The sequence below is a fragment of the Oligella ureolytica DSM 18253 genome (assembly GCF_000373745.1).
GTDB classification, from domain to species: domain Bacteria; phylum Pseudomonadota; class Gammaproteobacteria; order Burkholderiales; family Burkholderiaceae_B; genus Oligella; species Oligella ureolytica.
The window spans coordinates 103,481-121,746 of record NZ_KB892280.1 but is presented as its reverse complement, the minus strand read 5'-3'; the positions used below and the strand labels follow the sequence as shown (position 1 = coordinate 121,746).

The window sequence follows — 18,266 nt, the reverse complement described above, 5'->3', positions numbered from 1 at the left end:
CTTTTGGAGGAGGGGTTTGTTGGGAACTCATTAATAGTTCAGCAGCAAACCCCTTTATTGATTATGAAGCACAATTATTTATTTTATTTTCTGCAGTTCACAAAATCTATTTTATTACTCAGTTTTATTTTTAGCTTGACGCGCTTTTATGGCTATTCAACCGGTGATGGCGGTCAGTTAAGTTTATTAGGAAGTTTTGGCTTTGCTGTATTCGGTATGATTGCGACGGCAATGCTCTATGCCGTGCCGGTATTGATTTCACCATTTGCTTACCTGTATTTTTACAATAAGCGTATTATTGCCGCGTTCATCAGTTTTATTGTTTTTGCAGTTTACCATTATTTATTTGTTCGTCATATCTCAGCTGAATTTGAACAGCTGGCACAAGCGTACCCAAGTTTGTTTTGGGTTATGTTTTTAGCGATTATTGCGCTCACAGAGTTTTTTATTTGGCGCAAGGAAAAGCAGTTAGCGAATTAAAAAACGCGACACGCTTTGACCAAGTTTAGCCCTTACCCAGGTGTTTAAGGATTTTTATGCAACAAGTAATTCATTCTTATAATCCGGCAGAAGGTCATGGTTTGGCTCACGACCCCTTGAATGCTATTGTGGGGCCACGCCCTATTGGTTGGATTGGCACTAAAAGCAAGGAAGGGGTATTAAATTTGGCTCCTTTTTCATTTTTTAATCTTTTTAATTACAAACCACCGGTATTGATTTTTTCCGGAACCGGGTCTAAAAAAGATACGATTCAAAATGTTATCGATAGCGGTGAGTTTACGTGGAATTTGGTGACTCGTGAATTGGCCGAACAAATGAACTTAAGCAGTATTCCCGACGATGTGGATGAGTTCGAATTTGCTAAATTAACCGCCTTAGCCGGAGAGGTGGTCGATGCGCCTCGCGTTGCCGAAAGTCTCGTGACCATGGAGTGTAAGCTACTATCTTGTGAGCAATTGAAAGATCTTGATGGAGTGATGTACCCAACGTGGATCGCGATCGGACAGGTGGTGCGAGTGCATATTGCGCGATCCATGATCGATGAAAATAACATTTATCAAGCGCATAGAGCCCGCAGGGTGTTACGAGCAGGCGGTCCGGCAAATTATTACGAAATCACCGAAGATACCTTGTTCAAAATGCACCGGCCCACGATTGATGAGCCAAAGAGCTAAGCTAAATCTTATTAAAAGATAGCTTATGCTTTTGTGCGATGAGTGCTTTTTGGAGTGGGCTAAGATTCAAACGGTGTTCAAACACATCTTGAGGGTTCTTGAGAATCTTTTGTAATAGCGCTTTGTACATACTGCCGAGACTCAGAAGGGGGCGAAGATGTCGTACGTCTTCTTTGGAGAAGTTGCTGAGAGCTGTTTGAGCACTATCAAAAAACGTCATAACGCGTTCAGCTTCAAAGCTAAGGAGCTCCTTGAAGTTGTCAGCATATTGTCGTTGCTGTATTTGATTGGCAGTGACATTGAATTGGCGTAGGTCCGACATAGGGATATAAATTCTTCCCTGTATGCTGTGCAAACCGACATCACGAATAATAATGCTTAGTGCAATGGCTTTGGCTAAGTTTTCAGCAAAGTCAGCGTGTTTTTCCGGTATGTAGTGATTTCCAAGTAATTGCCACATCAATAACTTGGTTAAAGAACCGCCATTAAGCACTAAATAATTTGCCAAATTTGGCCAATCCAAATATCGCCCCTGGCTTAAATCTAATTCTGTAGCCTTAATCAACTCTGAAAAGAGTTGATAGAGCTGTGCAGACGTCGTTGCGTCTGAACTTAGCTGCTCAATTAAGCCGCCTTTGACTGACAGGGCCTTGGTGATCGGGTGGCTGGGGTTGCCCCTTAAGCTCTGCTCTAACTCTGAACGCCACCACGATAACTTAATGCGCGCCACCGAGGCTTCTTTACACTCAATGAGTACCTCACTAATTTCTTTATGGAGAGCAAGAATGGCCGTAAGATGAGGCTGCTGGGCCTCCGCACAGGTAAGAAGCGCATAATAGATGCTGCTGGCTGGACGGCTGATTTTGTCTTCACAATAGGTTAGTGGTGTCATAAAAAGAAATTAACGGCTAGATGAACTTAAGTAAAAAGACCATTTTAAACAATAGTCTACGTGATTAGCTCTTTTTATCGTACTTAAAGCCGTTTTAGCTTGTGGGTATTAAGTGTTCTCAAGTACTGCATAATTTTTCAAAAGGCGTACAATGATGTTTAAGTTAATAACTATTTATTTAAACTTCAACGATTAAAAAGACTTTTATTCTAAGGTGATATTTTGCCTCGCCCAATCATAGCAACGATTTCTACATCAGCAATGGCTCATAATTTACAGGCTGTTCAGAGACAGCTTGAAAAGCAGGTTGCTGCAACGCGTTTTCAGCAAAGTAAAACGATCGCTATTGCCAAAGCAAATGCCTATGGACATAGTATTGAAGCAGCAGTCAGAGGTTTTGCAGCAGCCGATGGCATCGGTGTCATCGAAACTGAGATGTTGACACGATTACGTGAGTTGGATTGGCATAAAGAGCTGGTGTTACTCGAAGGTTTTTTTGAGGAAGCTGATTTAGAGGTTCTACAGGCGACCACGGCAACCACTGCTATTCATTGCCAAGAGCAGTTAGATGCGCTGCAATTACTGCCGGAAGGAGCAAATCTTAAGATTATGCTCAAGCTCAATACCGGCATGAACCGTTTAGGGTTTAGACCTGCACTCTTAGCACAGGTACTACTTCAGCTGGAACGTCTTAAGTCACAGCATAAAGTAGCTGAGGTCGTCATGATGATGCACTTTGCCGACGCGGATGCGCCGGACCGCGCTTCTGTAGATCATGCTTGGAATGAGATGAGGCTGGTACTTAGGCAGTTCGAGGTGCAGCTTAAGCAGTTGGGGGTTGTTAGCTTGAGCGTATGTAATTCAGCAGCGACCTTACGTTATGCCGATGAGTTGTTTTTACCAAACTACCAAAATATTATCCGCCCTGGGCTTTGTCTATACGGTGCTTCACCGATGGGAAATGCAGAGGGGCAGGGAGCGCTTGACTTTGATTTACAGCCTGTGATGACTCTAAAAGCAAAGATTATCGCTATCCAGGATGTCATGGCAAATGAAACCGTGGGTTACGGCAGCCGTTTCAAAGCAACTCAAAAAACACGCGTTGCGGTGGTTGCTTGTGGTTATGCTGATGGCTATCCACGGTGGGCAGGTGCTTTGACACCGGTAGTGGTTAATGGCAAAGAAACGCACCTTGTCGGTCGGGTGTCGATGGACATGATGATGATCAATCTAAATCCGGTGCCTGATGCGCGAGTCGGTGATTGGGTCACGTTATGGGGTGAGGGAGGGCCTTCCATCGGTCGAGTGACTGAGTGTGCCGGTGTAGGTTCTTATGAGACTCTTTGTAATTTAAATCAACGAGTAAACAAACAAATTATTTAATGTCACATGGCAAAAGCAAAAACCATATTTACTTGTCAATCCTGTGGTGGTACCTCGCTTAGATGGCAAGGTCAGTGCCCTCATTGTCAGGAGTGGAACACCTTAGAAGAGACGATAGAGCAGGCTGCGTCCAAAAAGTTAGTCGCGAATCGCTTTAATCATTTGGCTGCGGCGACGCCGGTTCGGCGATTAGCTGATGTGCAGATGCAGACGATTCCTCGTATGAGTACCGGATCAGATGAGTTTGACCGAGTACTTGGCGGTGGCCTGGTGCCGGGTTCAGTGGTGTTAATTGGTGGTGATCCGGGGATTGGTAAATCCACTTTATTACTGCAGGTGTTGACCAGTCTCTCGACAAGTGAGGATGTGCTGTATGTGACCGGTGAGGAATCCGATCAACAAGTGGCGTTACGTGCCAAGCGCCTCGAATTAAATACAGAATCTGTACAGTTGTTAGCAGAGATTCAATTAGAGGCGATTCAACAAGCAGTTAATGAGCTTAACCCCAAGGTGGTCGTTATTGACTCCATTCAGACCATGTTTTCGGGTGAGTTAACGGCTGCCCCAGGCTCAGTTTCACAGGTCAGAGAGTGTGCAGCGCAATTGACTCGTATGGCCAAACAAAATGGCATTTCCCTCGTGATGATTGGTCATGTGACTAAAGACGGCAGTCTGGCAGGACCACGAGTACTAGAGCATATCGTGGACACTGTTCTATATTTTGAGGGCGATAATCACTCATCGCATCGATTGATTCGTGCGTTTAAAAACCGTTTTGGCGCAGTAAACGAGCTGGGAGTGTTCGCTATGACGGATAAGGGATTAAGAGGTATCAATAATCCCTCCGCCATTTTTCTCTCTCAGCACTCCACTGATATTGCCGGCTCATGTGTGATGGCTACCCAAGAGGGCACTCGACCGTTATTGGTCGAGATTCAAGCCTTGGCGGATGCAGCCCATGTACCGAACCCTCGACGTTTAAGCATTGGTTTGGAGGGGAGTCGTCTCGCCATGTTGCTGGCAGTTTTACATCGTCATGGCGGCATTCCAACCTTTGATCATGATGTCTTTATCAATGCGGTGGGGGGAGTGCGCATCACTGAAACCGCCTCTGACTTGCCGGTGTTGCTTGCTATTATTTCTTCGATGCGAGATAAGCCTTTGCCTAAGGGTTTTTTTGCCTTCGGTGAGGTGGGGTTAGCTGGAGAAATTAGACCGGCCACTCGCGGACAGGAGCGACTAAAAGAAGCCGCTAAATTAGGTTTTGAGGTAGCGATGATCCCCAAGCACAATGCACCAAAACAAAAAATACATGGCTTAACTATTTGGCCCGTATCACGACTAGCAGATATTTTTGAATTTTTAAGAAAGGAATAGGGCCTTGGAAGTTGCGTTAAGCTTCGCCATGTTTGTAGCGCTTGGCGCTGTCATTGGATTTGTTGGTGCCTTAGTGGGAATAGGTGGCGGAATAGTGGCGATTCCGATGTTGGCGATTGTTTTTGATATGCCACAACAATTGGCACAAGGGACGGGCATGATCATGATCGTGGCCAATGTGCTGTTTGCCGTGTATGGCTACAATAAAAATAATAAGATTGATTTTAAAGGTGTCAGTCTTGCAATTGTTGTTAATGTGATTGTCACCAACTTCTCTTCCATTTTGGCGCAAGGGGTGGATCCCATCTTACTGAGACGCAGCTTTGCTGTCCTGCTTTTTCTCCTTTCTTTATTGTATTTTTGGCAAACGCGTCCTCGTAAAAATGTAGATTTAACTAAGAAGCTTCCTGAGCCTAAGAAAATGGGGCGAACCGGCTTCTTTATGTTGGGCGTAGCGGCCGGTTTAATTGGTGGCTTTTTTGGCGTAGGGGGCTCTTTAGTTGCCGTGCCCGTACTGACGATTATCTACGGATATAGGCAAGTAGTCGCACAGGGGATTGGTTTAGCCTTGGTTTTGCCCGGCGTAACGATGGGGCTAATCACTTATGCTTGGCATGGTAGTGCGGATTGGGCGGTAGGAATTCCATTGGCCATTGGTGGTGTGATGATGGTTAAGCAGGGGATACAATTGGCTGTTCGTCTGTCTGAGGTGTTTCTAAAAAGGCTATTTGCGGTTGTCTTACTGTTGACCGTTGTTCTTCTACTGCTCAAATAGTACCTATCACATTAGGTTGAATAACTGATTGCACATCAAGACTTTATTGGGGTGATGGTTTATGGAGACTAAAGTGACTGTTCAGGGCGATGGCTGGGGGGTTTTACTGCATCCGGAGTGGCGGGATAAGCTGCTTGAGCAGGGTGTGAGTGCTGATCAAGGCCTTAGTCCTGTTTTGTTTACAAGTGAGTATTACCAGTCTCAAGCTCAGCGAGTCGGAGCGGGCGGACGCAATGCCGCTTGGTTTATTCCAACGCCTGTTGGTCCTGCTGTGTTGAGACAATATCGTCGTGGTGGCTTGGTAGGCAGGTTTAATCGGTCGAAATATTTTTTTAAATCACCAGAACAAACTCGCTCCTTTCAAGAGTTCGCCATCATTAATTATTTACATGGTGCAGGTCTTACCGTGCCTAAAGCGCTCGCCGCTTTTTATCAGCGGCAGGGATTATTTTGTGAGATGGCTTTAATCACCAGTTTAGTTGGTGATACTGTGCCGTTGGCTACTATTTGCCAGCAATTTATTGATAAAGTCATTGACCAAAAGACAGCGGAGGATTATGTCCGCATCACCGCACAAAGAGTTCGACAAATGCATGATTTAGGCGTTTGGCACGCTGATTTAAACGCCTACAATATTTTATGTACCCAAGCGTCCATTGAAGCCTATTTAATTGATTTTGATAAGGCCCAAAAGCTAACCCTCAGTGATACCTTAAGACAGAAAAACTTGGATCGTTTACAACGTTCATTATTAAAAGTCTGTGGGCAACAAAGTATTGTATTTATGGAACAAATTTCACATTATTATCATCAATTTGAATAGAAATAGCCCTTTTTTGAGCGTTTAGCTATATCATTAGTTCTCTATTTTTTCGTTTTTGTGATAGGGGATTGTTCAGATGAAATTGAAGTCTATTGGTCTCTCTTTTGTGGCTGCTACGCTTGTAGCGAGTACAGCCGCTGCTCAAGATAGTGATGTTGTCAATGTGTATAATTGGGCTGAATATACGGCCCCCGATACAATCCCCGGTTTTGAGCGTGAGACCGGCATTAGTATTCGTTATGACACTTATGATACTAACGATATTCTTCAAGCCAAGTTATTAACCGGGAATTCCGGTTATGACGTTGTTGTGCCGGCAACGCATTATGCTGCACGCCAAATCGAGGCAGGCCTGCTGCAAAAGCTCGATAAATCTCAAATCCCTAATTGGGAGCATTTGGACCCTGAGATCATGGCCGTTGTGGCGCAAGTTGACCCGGGTAACGAGTATTTAGTGCCTTGGGGTTATGGTACTAATGGCCTTGGCTATAACGTCACTAAAGTCAAAGAGATCATGGGTGATGACTATGATTTTCGAGATTGGTCTAATCTTTTTGATCCGGAAAAAATCGAAAAGTTACGAGGTTGCGGTATTTCTATCCTCGATGAAGCTGCTCAGGTTTTCCCTGCGGTCTTACACTATTTAGGCAAAGATCCTAATAGCTCCGAAGAGGCTGATTATCGTGAGGCTATTGAGGTGCTTAAAAATATCCGTCCTTATGTCCGTCAATTTAGCTCTTCCGGCTATATTGATGAGTTAGCTTCCGGCGATTTGTGTTTTGTCTATGGTTACAGCGGTGACGTCATGATTGCAGCGGATCGTGCTAAAGAAGCTAATCGCGACTTTGAGATTGCCTACTTTACTCCAAACGATGGGGCTCCCGTCTGGTTTGACACGATGGCGGTTCCTAAGGATGCACCTAACTTTGATAATGCGATGAAGTTTATCAATTACATCGAAACGCCTGAAGTACATGCTGCCATTACCAATGAAATGTTTTTCACCAACGCTAATAAAACAGCGCGCGAACATGTTTTACCGGAACTTGCCGCAAATGAAGAGTTGTATCCAGGTCCTGAAAAAGCGAAGACGTTATTTGTCATCAAACCTCAGCCGATGAAAATTCTTCGTTTACAAACTCGCTTATGGGCAGAATTAAAAGCAGGTCGTTAACTAGTCATAAGTAACAAACTGGCTTTTGCTGATAAAAATGGCCCGTATTGATTGAGTATTTACTTAATCTACGGGCCATTAATCAATTTATTGAATAGGAATTGAGATAAAAATGACAGATGGGCGTATAGCAACAAGTGCTACAGCTGATGATGAGTTTTTAAAGCTGGTCGGCTTAAAAAAGATTTTTGGTGACGTCGTTGCTGTTAAAGGTGTGGATCTAACAGTAAAGCGTAATGAGATATTTGCCTTATTGGGTAGTTCAGGTTGTGGTAAGTCAACCTTGTTACGAATGTTGGCCGGTTTCGAGAAGCCGACATCAGGTCAAATCTTTCTTGATGGTGAGGACATTGCAAATATTCCGCCTTATAAGCGTCCGGTAAATATGATGTTTCAGTCTTATGCTTTATTCCCGCATATGACCGTAGAGGCTAACGTAGCCTTTGGACTAAAGCAAGAAGGGGTAGATAAGCAAGAGATCCATCAGCGCGTTTTTGAAGCATTGGATCTAGTGCAAATGGCGGGTTATGCACGTCGCAAACCCTCGCAATTATCAGGCGGACAACAGCAACGTGTGGCCTTAGCGAGAAGTTTGGTAAAGCGCCCTAAGCTGTTGCTTTTGGATGAACCGATGTCTGCTTTAGACAAGCAAATTCGTCAGAAAACACAAATTGAACTGAGCAAGATTATTGAGCAGGTTGGTGTAACTTGCATCATGGTTACGCACGATCAGGAAGAGGCGATGACCATGGCTAATCGTCTAGCTGTGATGACGGCCGGCGAAATCATTCAGCATGGCACCCCTCAAGAGGTTTATAACTTCCCTAATTCGCAGTTTGTGGCTAGTTTTATTGGTAATACCAATATTTTTAAAGGCCGTATTGTTGTTGACGAACCGGACCACGTATTGATTGAGTCAGACGATTTAGACGATCCGCTGTACGTGAATCACGGTGTCAATGAACCGCTAGGTATGGAGGTTTATGTTTCCGTGCGCCCCGAGCAAATTCGCGTGTTGCCGGAAGAGCCCGATGATTCAGTTAACGTCGCCTTTGGTGTGGTTACGCACGTCGCTTGGATGGGTAGTTATATGCTGTATCAGATTGAATTGTCATCAGGCAAAGTGGTTGAGGCCAATATGTCTGCACTGACCGCGCTGGAAGATGCACCGGGTATTGACGATGAGGTGTACATCACTTGGGGTGCAGATAGCGGGACGGTATTACCATCATGACAAAGCTAAAAAAATCATTTGCCTGGCTACCGACTCGTGAACGCTTAAGTATTTTACCGCCTTATGCGTGGCTGATTCTAACGCTGTTAGTGCCTTTTTTAATTGTTTTAAAAATCAGCTTTGCAGAGTCAATTTTTGGACAACCTCCGTACTCTCAGCTCTTAGAGTATAAAGACGGGGTGCTGAGAATCGCCCTTTATTTAGAAAGCTATATCACCTTATTTAGTGATTCGCTTTTTGTTGATGCATATTTACGATCGATCAGAATGGCCGTTGTAACGACGTTATTCTGTGTTTTGATTGGTTATCCGATGGCGTATTTTATCGCCCAAGCCAATCCTAAGACGCGTAATTTGCTATTGCTCGGGGTGATTTTACCTTTTTGGACGTCGCTGCTTTTGCGTGTCTATGCATGGGCCGGCATTTTACGTAATGAAGGTCTTTTAAATAGTTTCTTACTATGGACTGGTCTGATTGACTCGCCCATTGAGTTATATCGAACCGATACCGCGGTGTATATTGGCTTGGTTTATACATATTTGCCATTTTTTATCTTGCCGCTGTATACCAATTTACTGAAGCATGATCGGCGCTTATTAGATGCAGCTTATGATCTTGGAGCTAGACCTTTCAAAGCATTTTTGACGATCACCTTACCTTTATCTATTTCAGGGGTGATTGCCGGATCCATGTTGGTGTTTATCCCTGCAGTAGGTGAGTATGTGATTCCTGAGTTGTTAGGCGGTACCAACACCTATATGATCGGTCGCGTGATGTGGGATCAATACTTTACCAACTCCAATTGGCCAATGGCTGCTGCGATTGCTGTGGTGATGTTGATGATCTTATTAATTCCGTTGGTTCTTTTCCAGATTAACCAAGCTAAGCAATATAAGGAGCAGGACTGATGAGATTGGGCACTTGCTTTAAATATTTAGTATTTATTTTAGGTTTTGGTTTTTTATATTTGCCGATTTTATCATTGGTGGTTTTCTCCTTTAATGATTCAGCATTACAGTCAACCTGGACCGGTTTTTCTTTTCGCTGGTATCAAAGCTTATTGGAAGATACTAACCTTTTAAGAGCTGCTTGGTTATCCATAAAAATTGCCGTCGTATCAGCGACTGCCGCTGTGATTGTAGGAACCTGGGCTGCCTATGTATTGGTCCGTAAGGGGCCTTTTTTAGGTTTTCCTCTTTTTATCGGGATGCTCAATGCACCGCTAGTGATTCCTGAAGTGATTTTAGGTGTGTCTATCTTACTGATGATTATTGAGCTGAGATCGGTGATTGGCTTCCCTGCTGAAAATGGAATGTTTACAATTTGGGTAGGGCATGTGGTGCTGTGTATCGCTTATGTTTCGGTGGTTGTTTCATCACGAATCCGCGAACTTGATCGTTCCTTAGAAGAAGCTGCGCTGGATTTGGGGGCAACACCGACTAAAGTGTTTTTCAGTATTGTTTTACCATTGATTGCACCGGCGATGGTTGCTGCATGGCTGTTGGCATTTACCTTATCGATGGATGATGTGGTGATTGCCTCATTTTTAAATGGACCGGGTTATACCACCTTGCCGGTTGAGGTTTTCTCACGAGTTAGGTTGGGTATTAAGCCGGAGGTTAATGCCTTGGCGACTATTATGATTTTCATTGTGGGTGTATGTGTCATAATTGGTAATCGCCTACAGTTTAAAAAGGGCGAGAGCTGATAAGCTCAATACGCCGCTTAAATTAATTAAGGTATATTAATGACTTTTACATTATTCGGCCTAAAGCGTTGTAGCACCTGCGTCAAGGCCAAAAAGTTTTTAGAGGCTCATGGTCACGAAGTCGAGATAATCGATGTGCGTGAGCAGGTCCCAAGTGCTGACCAGTTAGCTGAGTGGGCTGATGCGTTGGGTTGGGATAAGTTGATTAACAAAGCTTCCCAAACTTGGCGTCAACTAGATGACGCAGCAAAGGAGCTTAGCTCTGATCAAGAGCGCATCGCATTGATTCAGGCTAATCCCAGCGTAATGAAACGTCCTTTACTTGTCTATCCTGAAGGCTTTAAGCTAGGCTTTTCTGAAAAAACCTATCAGGAGTTCGTGGCATGACGCTCAATCAGGATCAATTAAAGCAGCAAGTGGCAGAGGCAGCGGTAGAGTATATTGGTCAGTTTTTTTCGACTGATGCCGTTATTGGTGTAGGTACGGGATCAACCGCGGACCGATTTATTGATGCCTTGGCTGAACACAAAGACAAGTTCAAGGGTGCTGTAGCGAGTTCGGAGCGTACTGCCAAGCGCTTGGAAGAGCATGGTATTAAGGTATTTGATCTCAATGAAATCGATACGATGCCGGTCTATGTAGACGGTGCCGATGAGGTCAATCCTAAGCTGCAAATGATCAAAGGTGGGGGCGGCGCATTAACTCGTGAAAAGATTGTTGCCTCGGTCGCAGAGCGATTTGTATGTATCGTTGATGATTCCAAATGGGTTGAGCGCTTAGGTAGCTTTAATATTCCGGTTGAAGTGATACATATGGCGTCAAATGCTGTCGCTAATCGGCTCGAGTCACTAGGCGCATCTGAGGTCATAGAGCGAGCTGATTTTATTACTGATAATGGCCATCCTATTTTAGATGCTGCCGGATTTCAGTTAGAAGATGCTGCCGATCTTGAGTGCTTAATTAACCAAATACCGGGTGTTGTCACGTGCGGGCTGTTTGCTGTTGTCCCTGCCAGCGTTGTATTAATGGCTAGTCAGGATGGTGTCAAAACGATCACTGTTTAATGTCATTGAATAGTAACAAATACCTCTTACAATAGAATAATTTTCAATATGGAGTGTGTCATATGTTTGAAGAGCATACAAGTACCCGTTACGGTGAGTCGCTAGAGGAGGTTCGCTCCCAGTTTTTACGCATGGGCGGTTTAGTTGAGTCCATGATTAATGATGCCGTTGAATCGCTTAGCACGGGCGATACGGCACTAATCGAGCGAGTTTTTGCCTATGAAGTTGAGGTCAATAAGCTGGAGATTGAAATAGATTCTCTAATTACGCAAGTGATTGCTCGTCAGCAACCGGCGGCGATTGATTTGCGTTTGCTTTTATCGATCACCAAAATGGTGACGGACTTAGAGCGTTGTGGAGATGAATCTGAGAAAATCGCCAGAACAGCGCGTCGTCTCTATGATCAAAATATACGTTTTGGACCTATCGTAGAGTTGAACTATATGGGCAGCTTAGTTTCTCAAAACCTTCATGAAGTGCTTGATGCCTTCGCTCGTTTGGATCCGGTGGCCGCAGCTAGAGTTGTTCGTGCTGACAAAAAGATTAATAAAGAGTGGCGTAGTGTGTTGCGTGAAACCAGTAGCTTTATGATTGAGGACCCTCGTACGATCACAACGGCGATAGACGTTATCTTTATGGCTCGTGCGCTAGAACGAATCGGTGACCATGCCAAGAACATGGCCGAGCGTGTTATTTATACTGTTCAGGGTGAGGATGTACGTCACACCGGTAGTAAAAATATCCTTAAAGTGGCTAGTAGATATAATTTCAATGTATCGGTTGATGCTGATGAAGAAAGTGATTCTGACGAGGCTGAAGATAAATAGGTAGTGCGTAGTGAGCAGTTACTTAATAGCAAAAGCCCTAAGCTGATTGAAGTGACCCCCAAAAGTTGGAGAGTATATATCCAAGGCTTGGGGGTTTATTTTAGAAGAAAAGTTTAATCTCCCTTGCCAAGTGCTCGATGCCAGAACTTGGAGTGCTCAGCGCAAATCGATAATTAGCTCGGTGCCACTGTAACTAATTTCCACTCATACCTTGGCTTTTTTATTTTTTAGATTGCATAAACCCTCTTCCATTTCATCCCAATTTCCGCGTATACGGGCTAGCTTTTGAAAGCAGGGTATAGGCCATTCTGTAATGATCGGCTGATGCTCCGCTTCAAACTCAATAATGCAAACCATCTTTTGCTGAGTTTCCTCACCAAAACCAATGGGAATGAGCAAACCACAATAACGAATATGAGCCAGTTTAGCGGCTTTTTGAGGCACATGTAAATGACCTAAAGCCACATAATTAAAAGTAGCAGGAAAAATTGAAGCAGATACATGAGCCAAACTACCCACGTATAAATCACGCACCCCATCATCAGCGAGTAAGGTTCCGCCCGCAGCAAATAAATGCCCAGTTGCAATGACTGGCACAGGAAAGGGCAGCTGTTGATTAAGGTGCTCAGCATAGGCAGCTATTCGCTCATAATGATGCTCAATGCCCTGCAACATGCTTTTTGCTTTTTCCTCAACTGACTCATTAACCTGAGCCTCTCTAATATCGCGGTCTCGCAAATAAGGTACCGCACAAACTATTAATGCCACTTCATTTTGGGCATTTTTTGATTGCAAAACCTCGTCTTCCACACATCCAGACGACTGCCCAACCACGTATACATTTAACGCAGCCAACAAGACTTGAGGAGCATTAATAAAAGAAGGGGAGTCATGATTTCCTGCTACCACTACCTCAATCTTTTGCTCTTTGATGGTTTGTAGCAACCATTGCAAAAACTTTCGATGCTCCTCATCTTGTTTTTTGCCATACAACGATCGACCTAAATGCCAATCAGAGGTGTGCAATAGTTTCATGTGTTTGAAAAACAAAAAAATAGAAGTAAAACCAAATAAAAACAGCGGCTCTTAAGTATTTTAACTCATTGAGTTAAAAGCCCTTAGGCTTCTGGGTCGAGATGCTGCTGCCACCATAATCGAGCATAATAACCTTGAAGTGCTAATAACTCGGCATGCGTACCTCTTTCAACTAATTGTCCTTGCTCCATGACTAAAATTTGATCGGCTTCACGGATAGTAGAAAGACGATGCGCAATCACCAAGGTAGTGCGTTGTTGGCTCACAGCATGAATAGCGGCCATAATAGCCTGCTCCGATACCGAATCTAGCGAAGAGGTGGCCTCATCTAGAATCAGCAGCGGGGGATTTTTAAGGAAAACGCGAGCAATTGCCACTCGTTGTTTTTCTCCACCTGACAGCTTCAATCCTCTTTCACCCACCTGTGTCTCATAGCCATGGGGTAAATGCTGGATAAACTGTTCTAGTTGCGCCTGTTTTACCGCTTGCTCTACCTCGGCACGTGTGGCATTAGGACGACCGTACAATAAATTATTATATAAGCTATCGTTAAATAGCACGGTGTCTTGTGGCACTATACCAATCGCAGTCCGCAAGCTATCTTGACTGATAGTACGTATATCTTGATCATCTATATAAATAGCACCTTTATCCACATCATAAAAACGAAACAAAAGCCGTGCTAAGGTGGATTTCCCGGCGCCACTCGCCCCCACCACTGCAACAGTATGACCCGCAGGAATCTCAAAGCTTACGCCTTTCAATATCTGCCGGTCGATATGATAACCAAAATGCACATCATCAAAAATGATGTTCCCTGCCCTAATGAGCAAAGGTTGCGCATTCGGTGCGTCTATTAACTTGGGCTTAGTTTTGAGCAAACTAAAAAGACGTTCTACATTCACTAAAGACTGACGAATTTCTCGATATACAAAACCTAGCGCATTTAATGGTACAAACAGTTGAATTAAATACGCATTTATCATGGTAAAGTCGCCAATCGTCATGGTGTCATTTATCACTTCACGCACCGCCATTGTCATCATGGCTACTAATGAGGCACTAATAATAAATGCTTGGCCCGTATTTAATGCCGCCATTGACAAACGGTTTTTCAAGCGAGCTTTTTCCCATAGCTGCAAACCTTGATCGTAATGTTTGACTTCAAACTCTTCGTTATTAAAGTATTTGACTGTTTCATAATTCAACAAACTATCAATAGCACGAGAGTTTGATTGATTATCACGATCGTTTGCCTCGCGTACAAAAGGAGTGCGCCACTCAGTAACCACAATCGAAAAAAGCACATAAAGACTAATAGCAGCCACTATCACTAGTACATAGTGAAAATTAAATGCAACGAATAAAACACCAGCTACTAAAAAAATCTCTATTAAAGTTGGAAAGATATTAAATAGGGCAAAACGTAATAAAAAACTTATACCGGTAGTACCTCGCTCAATATCCCGTGCCAATCCCCCTGTTTTTCTATCAAGATGAAAAGCCAAATGTAATTGATGTAAATGCTTAAATACGCTTAAAGAGGCTCGTCGCATAGCTCTTTCAGCCACACGAGCAAAAACAGCATCTCTTAACTCGCTAAAAAAAGTACTACTGAAACGCAACACACCGTAGACAAGCACTAAAATCAAAGGCACCCACAGCACCACTTCGCCACCCGAGTGCCGGTCCAAATAATCAACAATGTATTTAAGAGCAATAGGGGTGGAAACGGTAGCAACTTTTGCCAACACAAGCATGGCTATGGCAAAAAAACCCGGCCTTTATACTCTGAAAGATAAGGCCATAAACTTGAAATCACTTTCCAATTCGATTTTTTTATCGACAAGGAAGACTCATTCACAAAATGACGCACGCTAGCTCCTACAAGACTTTATATTGGAAAACTAGTGTATCGCACCATGGGGAACTAAAACTCTACTTTCTCACTTAGCATAGGGCTCTATTGCCCTCATTTGAAAAAAGGTAGCGAAGAGATTGTTACTACCAAAGAGCTTTATTATTTTGCTATTTAATATGGTTTTCTCTCTGTTTATATTCAAAAATAAAAAAATTTATAAACTGATATTTTTTAAATTAAAAGCTCATTTAAAGATTGGTGTTGAATAACCCCCAAGTACTTTATATGTTTTTCTCTTCATTTGATTTAAATCATGCGCAGGCAAATATCAAGTAAAGCAAAGCTCTTTATGCTTAAGTACATGTTACAGTGTCTACTTAAAATATCCCCCGACTTATTGGAGAGTATGTAATGTCAAGCACAGGTGCAGCGCGGCCTAGCGGGCAAACTTATATTTCCTGGTTCATTTTTGGCCTTATGGCCAGTGTAACCTTCGTAGGTATCTTGTCTGAACTTATTCCCTCTGGGATTTTGCCAGAAATGGCTGCAGGTCTAGGAATAGAGGACTCTCAGGTAGGGTTCTTAGTGGGAGTCTATGCTTTAGCATCAGCTCTATGCGCTATTCCATTGATTAGCTTGACCTTAGCGATGAATCGTAAAACGTTGCTATTGCTATTATTAGCAGGTTTTGCCATCTCTAATATAGTTGTTGGTTTGAGCTCCTCTTATGACTTGATTATAGCCATGCGTATAGTAGGGGGCATCTGTGCAGGCATTATGTGGCCCATGATCGCTGCGTACGGAACTGCACTCGTACCCGTATCAATGCATGGCAAAGCCATCACCATTATTATGTCAGGGAACACATTTGGAGTAAGTCTAGGCTTACCCTTAATGACTTATATTGGTACACATGTAGGCTGGCGGACTGAGTTTATAGCCTTAGGCTTAATCGTTGCTCTTATTGGATTTCTCGCACTGAAGTATTTACCTAATGTGCCAGGAGAAAAACGCAGTCAGCAAAACTCACCTTTTGCGGTATTAAAAAACAAAGGTGTACTCATTGTCTTGTTACTGACGTTTTTAAGTGTTATGGCTCATTACGGCAGTTATACCTATATCACTTTATTAGTAGAAAAAATCAATTTCTCAGGCGGTATTAGCTTAGCGTTATTGTTATTTGGTCTAGGCTCTGTGCTTTCGGTGGTGTTGTCTGCCAAAATTATTGATACGCATTTACGCGGTTTAATTGTAGCGATGCTGCTTTTAGGCGCGCTTGCGATGCTGTTATTTGTGTTTGTGGGAACTCTAAATGGCTGGTCGCATGTTGCCTTTTTCTTCTGGGGTGTGGCTTTTGGGCCGCTAGTGACTATGTATCAAACCGCCGTGAGCAAACAGGTGGAACACGCCAAAGCGGTAGCAACCTCAGTGCAATCGAGCGTATTTAACTTTTCCATCATGATAGCTACATGGCTTGGAGGGCTCATTTTAATCAATGCGCCGCAGCTAGGTGTAATGGGAGTGGTGTACCTATCCATACTTTGTTTTGTGCCAGCTATGATTATCTCTTACGCAGCTCAACGTACCTTGAGTGCCTAACTCATAATTTGAAAGGAAGAACTGATGAAGAAATTTATTAATGCAACCATTTATCGTAATGATGAAGCAACAGAAATTTTAGTAGAAGATGGGGTAATTCGTGCTATTGGGCGTAACTTGCCCTCAGCTCCAGAAGAAATTGATTTAAAAGGGCGCTTGGTCGTTCCTCCCTATGTGGATGCCCATTTACATCTAGACTATGTATATACTGGAGGAAATCCTGGAGCTAAGAATGACTCAGGCACATTATTTGAAGGCATTGCTCGTTGGCACGAAGTAAAAAAACATCAAACTTTTGAAGATGCTAAAGCACGAGCCCTAAAAGGCATTCAAGAAGAAGTCTCTAAAGGCGTTCAATTTATTCGTACACATATTGATGTGGATGATCCTAAATTAACTGGCTTAAAAGCGATGCTAGAGCTTCGCGAAGAGCTTAAAGACAATGTCACTATTCAGATTGTAGCCTTTCCCCAAGAGGGCATGTATGCCTATAAAGGGGGCGCAGAGATGGTCGAAGAGGCCTTAAAAATGGGTGCAGACTGTGTAGGAGGTATTCCTCATTTTGAGTGGGCTCGTGAAATCGGTGAGCGCTCCATTCATACAACGGTAGAACTGGCAACAAAATACGATAAGCTTATTGATGTGCACTGTGATGAAACCGATGATGTAATGAGCCGGTTTGTAGAGCTTTTAAATGCTCTGGTTATGAGCGAAGGCATTGGATCACGCACAGCGGCTAGCCATACTTGTTCTTTTGGTTCAGCAGATAATGCATATGCGTTTCGTATGATGGGTTTATTCCAAAAATCAGGGTTGAACTTTATTGCTTTACCCACTGAAAATGCCTACTTACAAGGACGTCAAGATACCTACCCTAAACGTCGTGGACTAACGCGCGTCAAAGAGTTTTGGGAAAGTGGTATTAATGTGTGTTTTGGTCAAGACTCCATTAACGATCCTTGGTACCCTGCAGGTAATGGTAATTTAATGAACATCTTAGACAATGGTATTCACTTAGCTCAAACAATGTCTTTTGAGCAACTTGATACGTGTTTAGATTTAATTACTTTTAATGGGGCTAAAACCTTAAATATTGAAGAGCAGTATGGTCTGGATGTAGGCAAGCCTGCGAACTTTTTAGTACTCGATGCTCTGACTCCATTTGAAGCCGTGCGTCAACGCGCCGATGTATTGTCATCAATTCGTCATGGTGAATACTTATTTAAAAAGCCAGAGCCTAGCTATGAAATAGAGCTAGACCTACATCGAAAAACTAAATAAGCCTCGCTTAAATAGAGAAAAAGCGTATCTATAGGTACGCTTTTTTTATCCCAAAAAC

The 18,266-nt window shown here is 43.3% G+C and carries 18 protein-coding genes; 15 read left to right on the top strand and 3 right to left on the bottom strand.

The window, feature by feature from the left end; translation table 11 throughout:
- The first annotated feature begins 63 nt into the window (after positions 1 to 63).
- The gene (locus tag B092_RS0101250; RefSeq protein WP_018573428.1) at positions 64 to 480 is read left to right on the top strand and encodes a hypothetical protein; all 417 of its coding nucleotides are present in this window, start codon (positions 64 to 66) and stop codon (positions 478 to 480) included.
- A gap of 56 nt (positions 481 to 536) precedes the next feature.
- Positions 537 to 1,175: a flavin reductase family protein gene (locus B092_RS0101245; RefSeq protein ID WP_018573427.1), complete on the top strand. Its 639-nt coding sequence runs from the start codon at positions 537 to 539 to the stop codon at positions 1,173 to 1,175.
- A 1-nt stretch (position 1,176) separates the two neighbouring features.
- Here B092_RS0101245 and B092_RS0101240 read toward each other — a convergent pair whose 3' ends face one another.
- Entirely contained in the window at positions 1,177 to 2,067 is an 891-nt protein-coding gene (locus tag B092_RS0101240; protein ID WP_018573426.1) for a squalene/phytoene synthase family protein, read from the bottom strand.
- Between the two features lie 222 nt (positions 2,068 to 2,289).
- Between B092_RS0101240 and alr the strand changes: the two genes are divergently transcribed.
- The 11 genes from alr (at position 2,290) to phoU (ending at position 12,432) form a co-directional block, all read left to right on the top strand.
- Positions 2,290 to 3,450: an alanine racemase gene (gene alr, locus B092_RS0101235; RefSeq protein ID WP_026253518.1), complete on the top strand. Its 1,161-nt coding sequence runs from the start codon at positions 2,290 to 2,292 to the stop codon at positions 3,448 to 3,450.
- Between the two features lie 6 nt (positions 3,451 to 3,456).
- Positions 3,457 to 4,827 carry a DNA repair protein RadA gene (gene radA, locus B092_RS0101230; protein WP_018573424.1) on the top strand — a complete coding sequence of 457 codons (1,371 nt, stop codon included), beginning with the start codon at positions 3,457 to 3,459 and terminating at the stop codon, positions 4,825 to 4,827.
- Positions 4,828 to 4,831: 4 nt separating this feature from the next.
- Entirely contained in the window at positions 4,832 to 5,602 is a 771-nt protein-coding gene (locus tag B092_RS0101225; RefSeq protein ID WP_018573423.1) for a sulfite exporter TauE/SafE family protein, read from the top strand.
- Between the two features lie 61 nt (positions 5,603 to 5,663).
- Positions 5,664 to 6,425 (top strand): 3-deoxy-D-manno-octulosonic acid kinase, encoded by a 762-nt coding sequence (locus B092_RS0101220; RefSeq protein WP_018573422.1) that lies wholly within the window; start codon positions 5,664 to 5,666, stop codon positions 6,423 to 6,425.
- Positions 6,426 to 6,501: 76 nt separating this feature from the next.
- Positions 6,502 to 7,599, top strand: coding sequence for a polyamine ABC transporter substrate-binding protein (locus B092_RS0101215; RefSeq protein ID WP_018573421.1), 1,098 nt, complete (start codon positions 6,502 to 6,504; stop codon positions 7,597 to 7,599).
- Positions 7,600 to 7,711: 112 nt separating this feature from the next.
- Complete coding sequence (locus tag B092_RS0101210) at positions 7,712 to 8,833, top strand: ABC transporter ATP-binding protein (protein ID WP_018573420.1); 1,122 nt, start codon at positions 7,712 to 7,714, stop codon at positions 8,831 to 8,833.
- Positions 8,830 to 9,741, top strand: a complete 912-nt coding sequence (locus B092_RS0101205; protein WP_018573419.1) for an ABC transporter permease subunit — start codon at positions 8,830 to 8,832, stop codon at positions 9,739 to 9,741. The genes B092_RS0101210 and B092_RS0101205 overlap by 4 nt, the downstream gene beginning before the upstream one ends.
- Positions 9,741 to 10,541 carry an ABC transporter permease subunit gene (locus tag B092_RS0101200; protein WP_018573418.1) on the top strand — a complete coding sequence of 267 codons (801 nt, stop codon included), beginning with the start codon at positions 9,741 to 9,743 and terminating at the stop codon, positions 10,539 to 10,541. Before B092_RS0101205 ends, B092_RS0101200 begins: the two co-directional genes overlap by 1 nt.
- Positions 10,542 to 10,580: 39 nt before the next feature.
- Complete coding sequence (locus B092_RS0101195; protein ID WP_018573417.1) at positions 10,581 to 10,928, top strand: arsenate reductase family protein; 348 nt, start codon at positions 10,581 to 10,583, stop codon at positions 10,926 to 10,928.
- Complete coding sequence (rpiA, locus tag B092_RS0101190) at positions 10,925 to 11,605, top strand: ribose-5-phosphate isomerase RpiA (protein ID WP_018573416.1); 681 nt, start codon at positions 10,925 to 10,927, stop codon at positions 11,603 to 11,605. The genes B092_RS0101195 and rpiA overlap by 4 nt, the downstream gene beginning before the upstream one ends.
- 62 nt (positions 11,606 to 11,667) lie before the next feature.
- Complete coding sequence (gene phoU / locus B092_RS0101185; protein ID WP_018573415.1) at positions 11,668 to 12,432, top strand: phosphate signaling complex protein PhoU; 765 nt, start codon at positions 11,668 to 11,670, stop codon at positions 12,430 to 12,432.
- Positions 12,433 to 12,636: 204 nt separating this feature from the next.
- Here phoU and sbcD read toward each other — a convergent pair whose 3' ends face one another.
- Together sbcD and B092_RS13440 are read right to left on the bottom strand one after the other, a co-directional pair.
- On the bottom strand, positions 12,637 to 13,467 hold the full coding sequence (gene sbcD / locus B092_RS13445) for an exonuclease subunit SbcD (protein WP_018573414.1): 831 nt from the start codon (positions 13,465 to 13,467) through the stop codon (positions 12,637 to 12,639).
- An 83-nt stretch (positions 13,468 to 13,550) separates the two neighbouring features.
- Complete coding sequence (locus B092_RS13440; protein WP_018573413.1) at positions 13,551 to 15,227, bottom strand: ABCB family ABC transporter ATP-binding protein/permease; 1,677 nt, start codon at positions 15,225 to 15,227, stop codon at positions 13,551 to 13,553.
- A gap of 512 nt (positions 15,228 to 15,739) precedes the next feature.
- Here B092_RS13440 and B092_RS0101165 point away from each other — a divergent pair.
- Positions 15,740 to 16,927, top strand: coding sequence for an MFS transporter (locus B092_RS0101165; protein WP_018573411.1), 1,188 nt, complete (start codon positions 15,740 to 15,742; stop codon positions 16,925 to 16,927).
- Between the two features lie 24 nt (positions 16,928 to 16,951).
- Positions 16,952 to 18,208 carry a cytosine deaminase gene (codA, locus tag B092_RS0101160; protein ID WP_018573410.1) on the top strand — a complete coding sequence of 419 codons (1,257 nt, stop codon included), beginning with the start codon at positions 16,952 to 16,954 and terminating at the stop codon, positions 18,206 to 18,208.
- Positions 18,209 to 18,266: the final 58 nt, after the last annotated feature.

Coding starts and splice junctions, on each gene's coding strand:
- B092_RS0101250 (WP_018573428.1), top strand. CDS start 64: ATGAAGCACAATTATTTATTTTATTTTCTGCAGTTCACAAAATCTATT.
- B092_RS0101245 (WP_018573427.1), top strand. CDS start 537: ATGCAACAAGTAATTCATTCTTATAATCCGGCAGAAGGTCATGGTTTG.
- B092_RS0101240 (WP_018573426.1), bottom strand. CDS start 2,067: ATGACACCACTAACCTATTGTGAAGACAAAATCAGCCGTCCAGCCAGC.
- radA (WP_018573424.1), top strand. CDS start 3,457: ATGGCAAAAGCAAAAACCATATTTACTTGTCAATCCTGTGGTGGTACC.
- B092_RS0101220 (WP_018573422.1), top strand. CDS start 5,664: ATGGAGACTAAAGTGACTGTTCAGGGCGATGGCTGGGGGGTTTTACTG.
- B092_RS0101215 (WP_018573421.1), top strand. CDS start 6,502: ATGAAATTGAAGTCTATTGGTCTCTCTTTTGTGGCTGCTACGCTTGTA.
- B092_RS0101210 (WP_018573420.1), top strand. CDS start 7,712: ATGACAGATGGGCGTATAGCAACAAGTGCTACAGCTGATGATGAGTTT.
- B092_RS0101205 (WP_018573419.1), top strand. CDS start 8,830: ATGACAAAGCTAAAAAAATCATTTGCCTGGCTACCGACTCGTGAACGC.
- B092_RS0101200 (WP_018573418.1), top strand. CDS start 9,741: ATGAGATTGGGCACTTGCTTTAAATATTTAGTATTTATTTTAGGTTTT.
- B092_RS0101195 (WP_018573417.1), top strand. CDS start 10,581: ATGACTTTTACATTATTCGGCCTAAAGCGTTGTAGCACCTGCGTCAAG.
- rpiA (WP_018573416.1), top strand. CDS start 10,925: ATGACGCTCAATCAGGATCAATTAAAGCAGCAAGTGGCAGAGGCAGCG.
- phoU (WP_018573415.1), top strand. CDS start 11,668: ATGTTTGAAGAGCATACAAGTACCCGTTACGGTGAGTCGCTAGAGGAG.
- sbcD (WP_018573414.1), bottom strand. CDS start 13,467: ATGAAACTATTGCACACCTCTGATTGGCATTTAGGTCGATCGTTGTAT.
- B092_RS13440 (WP_018573413.1), bottom strand. CDS start 15,227: ATGCTTGTGTTGGCAAAAGTTGCTACCGTTTCCACCCCTATTGCTCTT.
- B092_RS0101165 (WP_018573411.1), top strand. CDS start 15,740: ATGTCAAGCACAGGTGCAGCGCGGCCTAGCGGGCAAACTTATATTTCC.
- codA (WP_018573410.1), top strand. CDS start 16,952: ATGAAGAAATTTATTAATGCAACCATTTATCGTAATGATGAAGCAACA.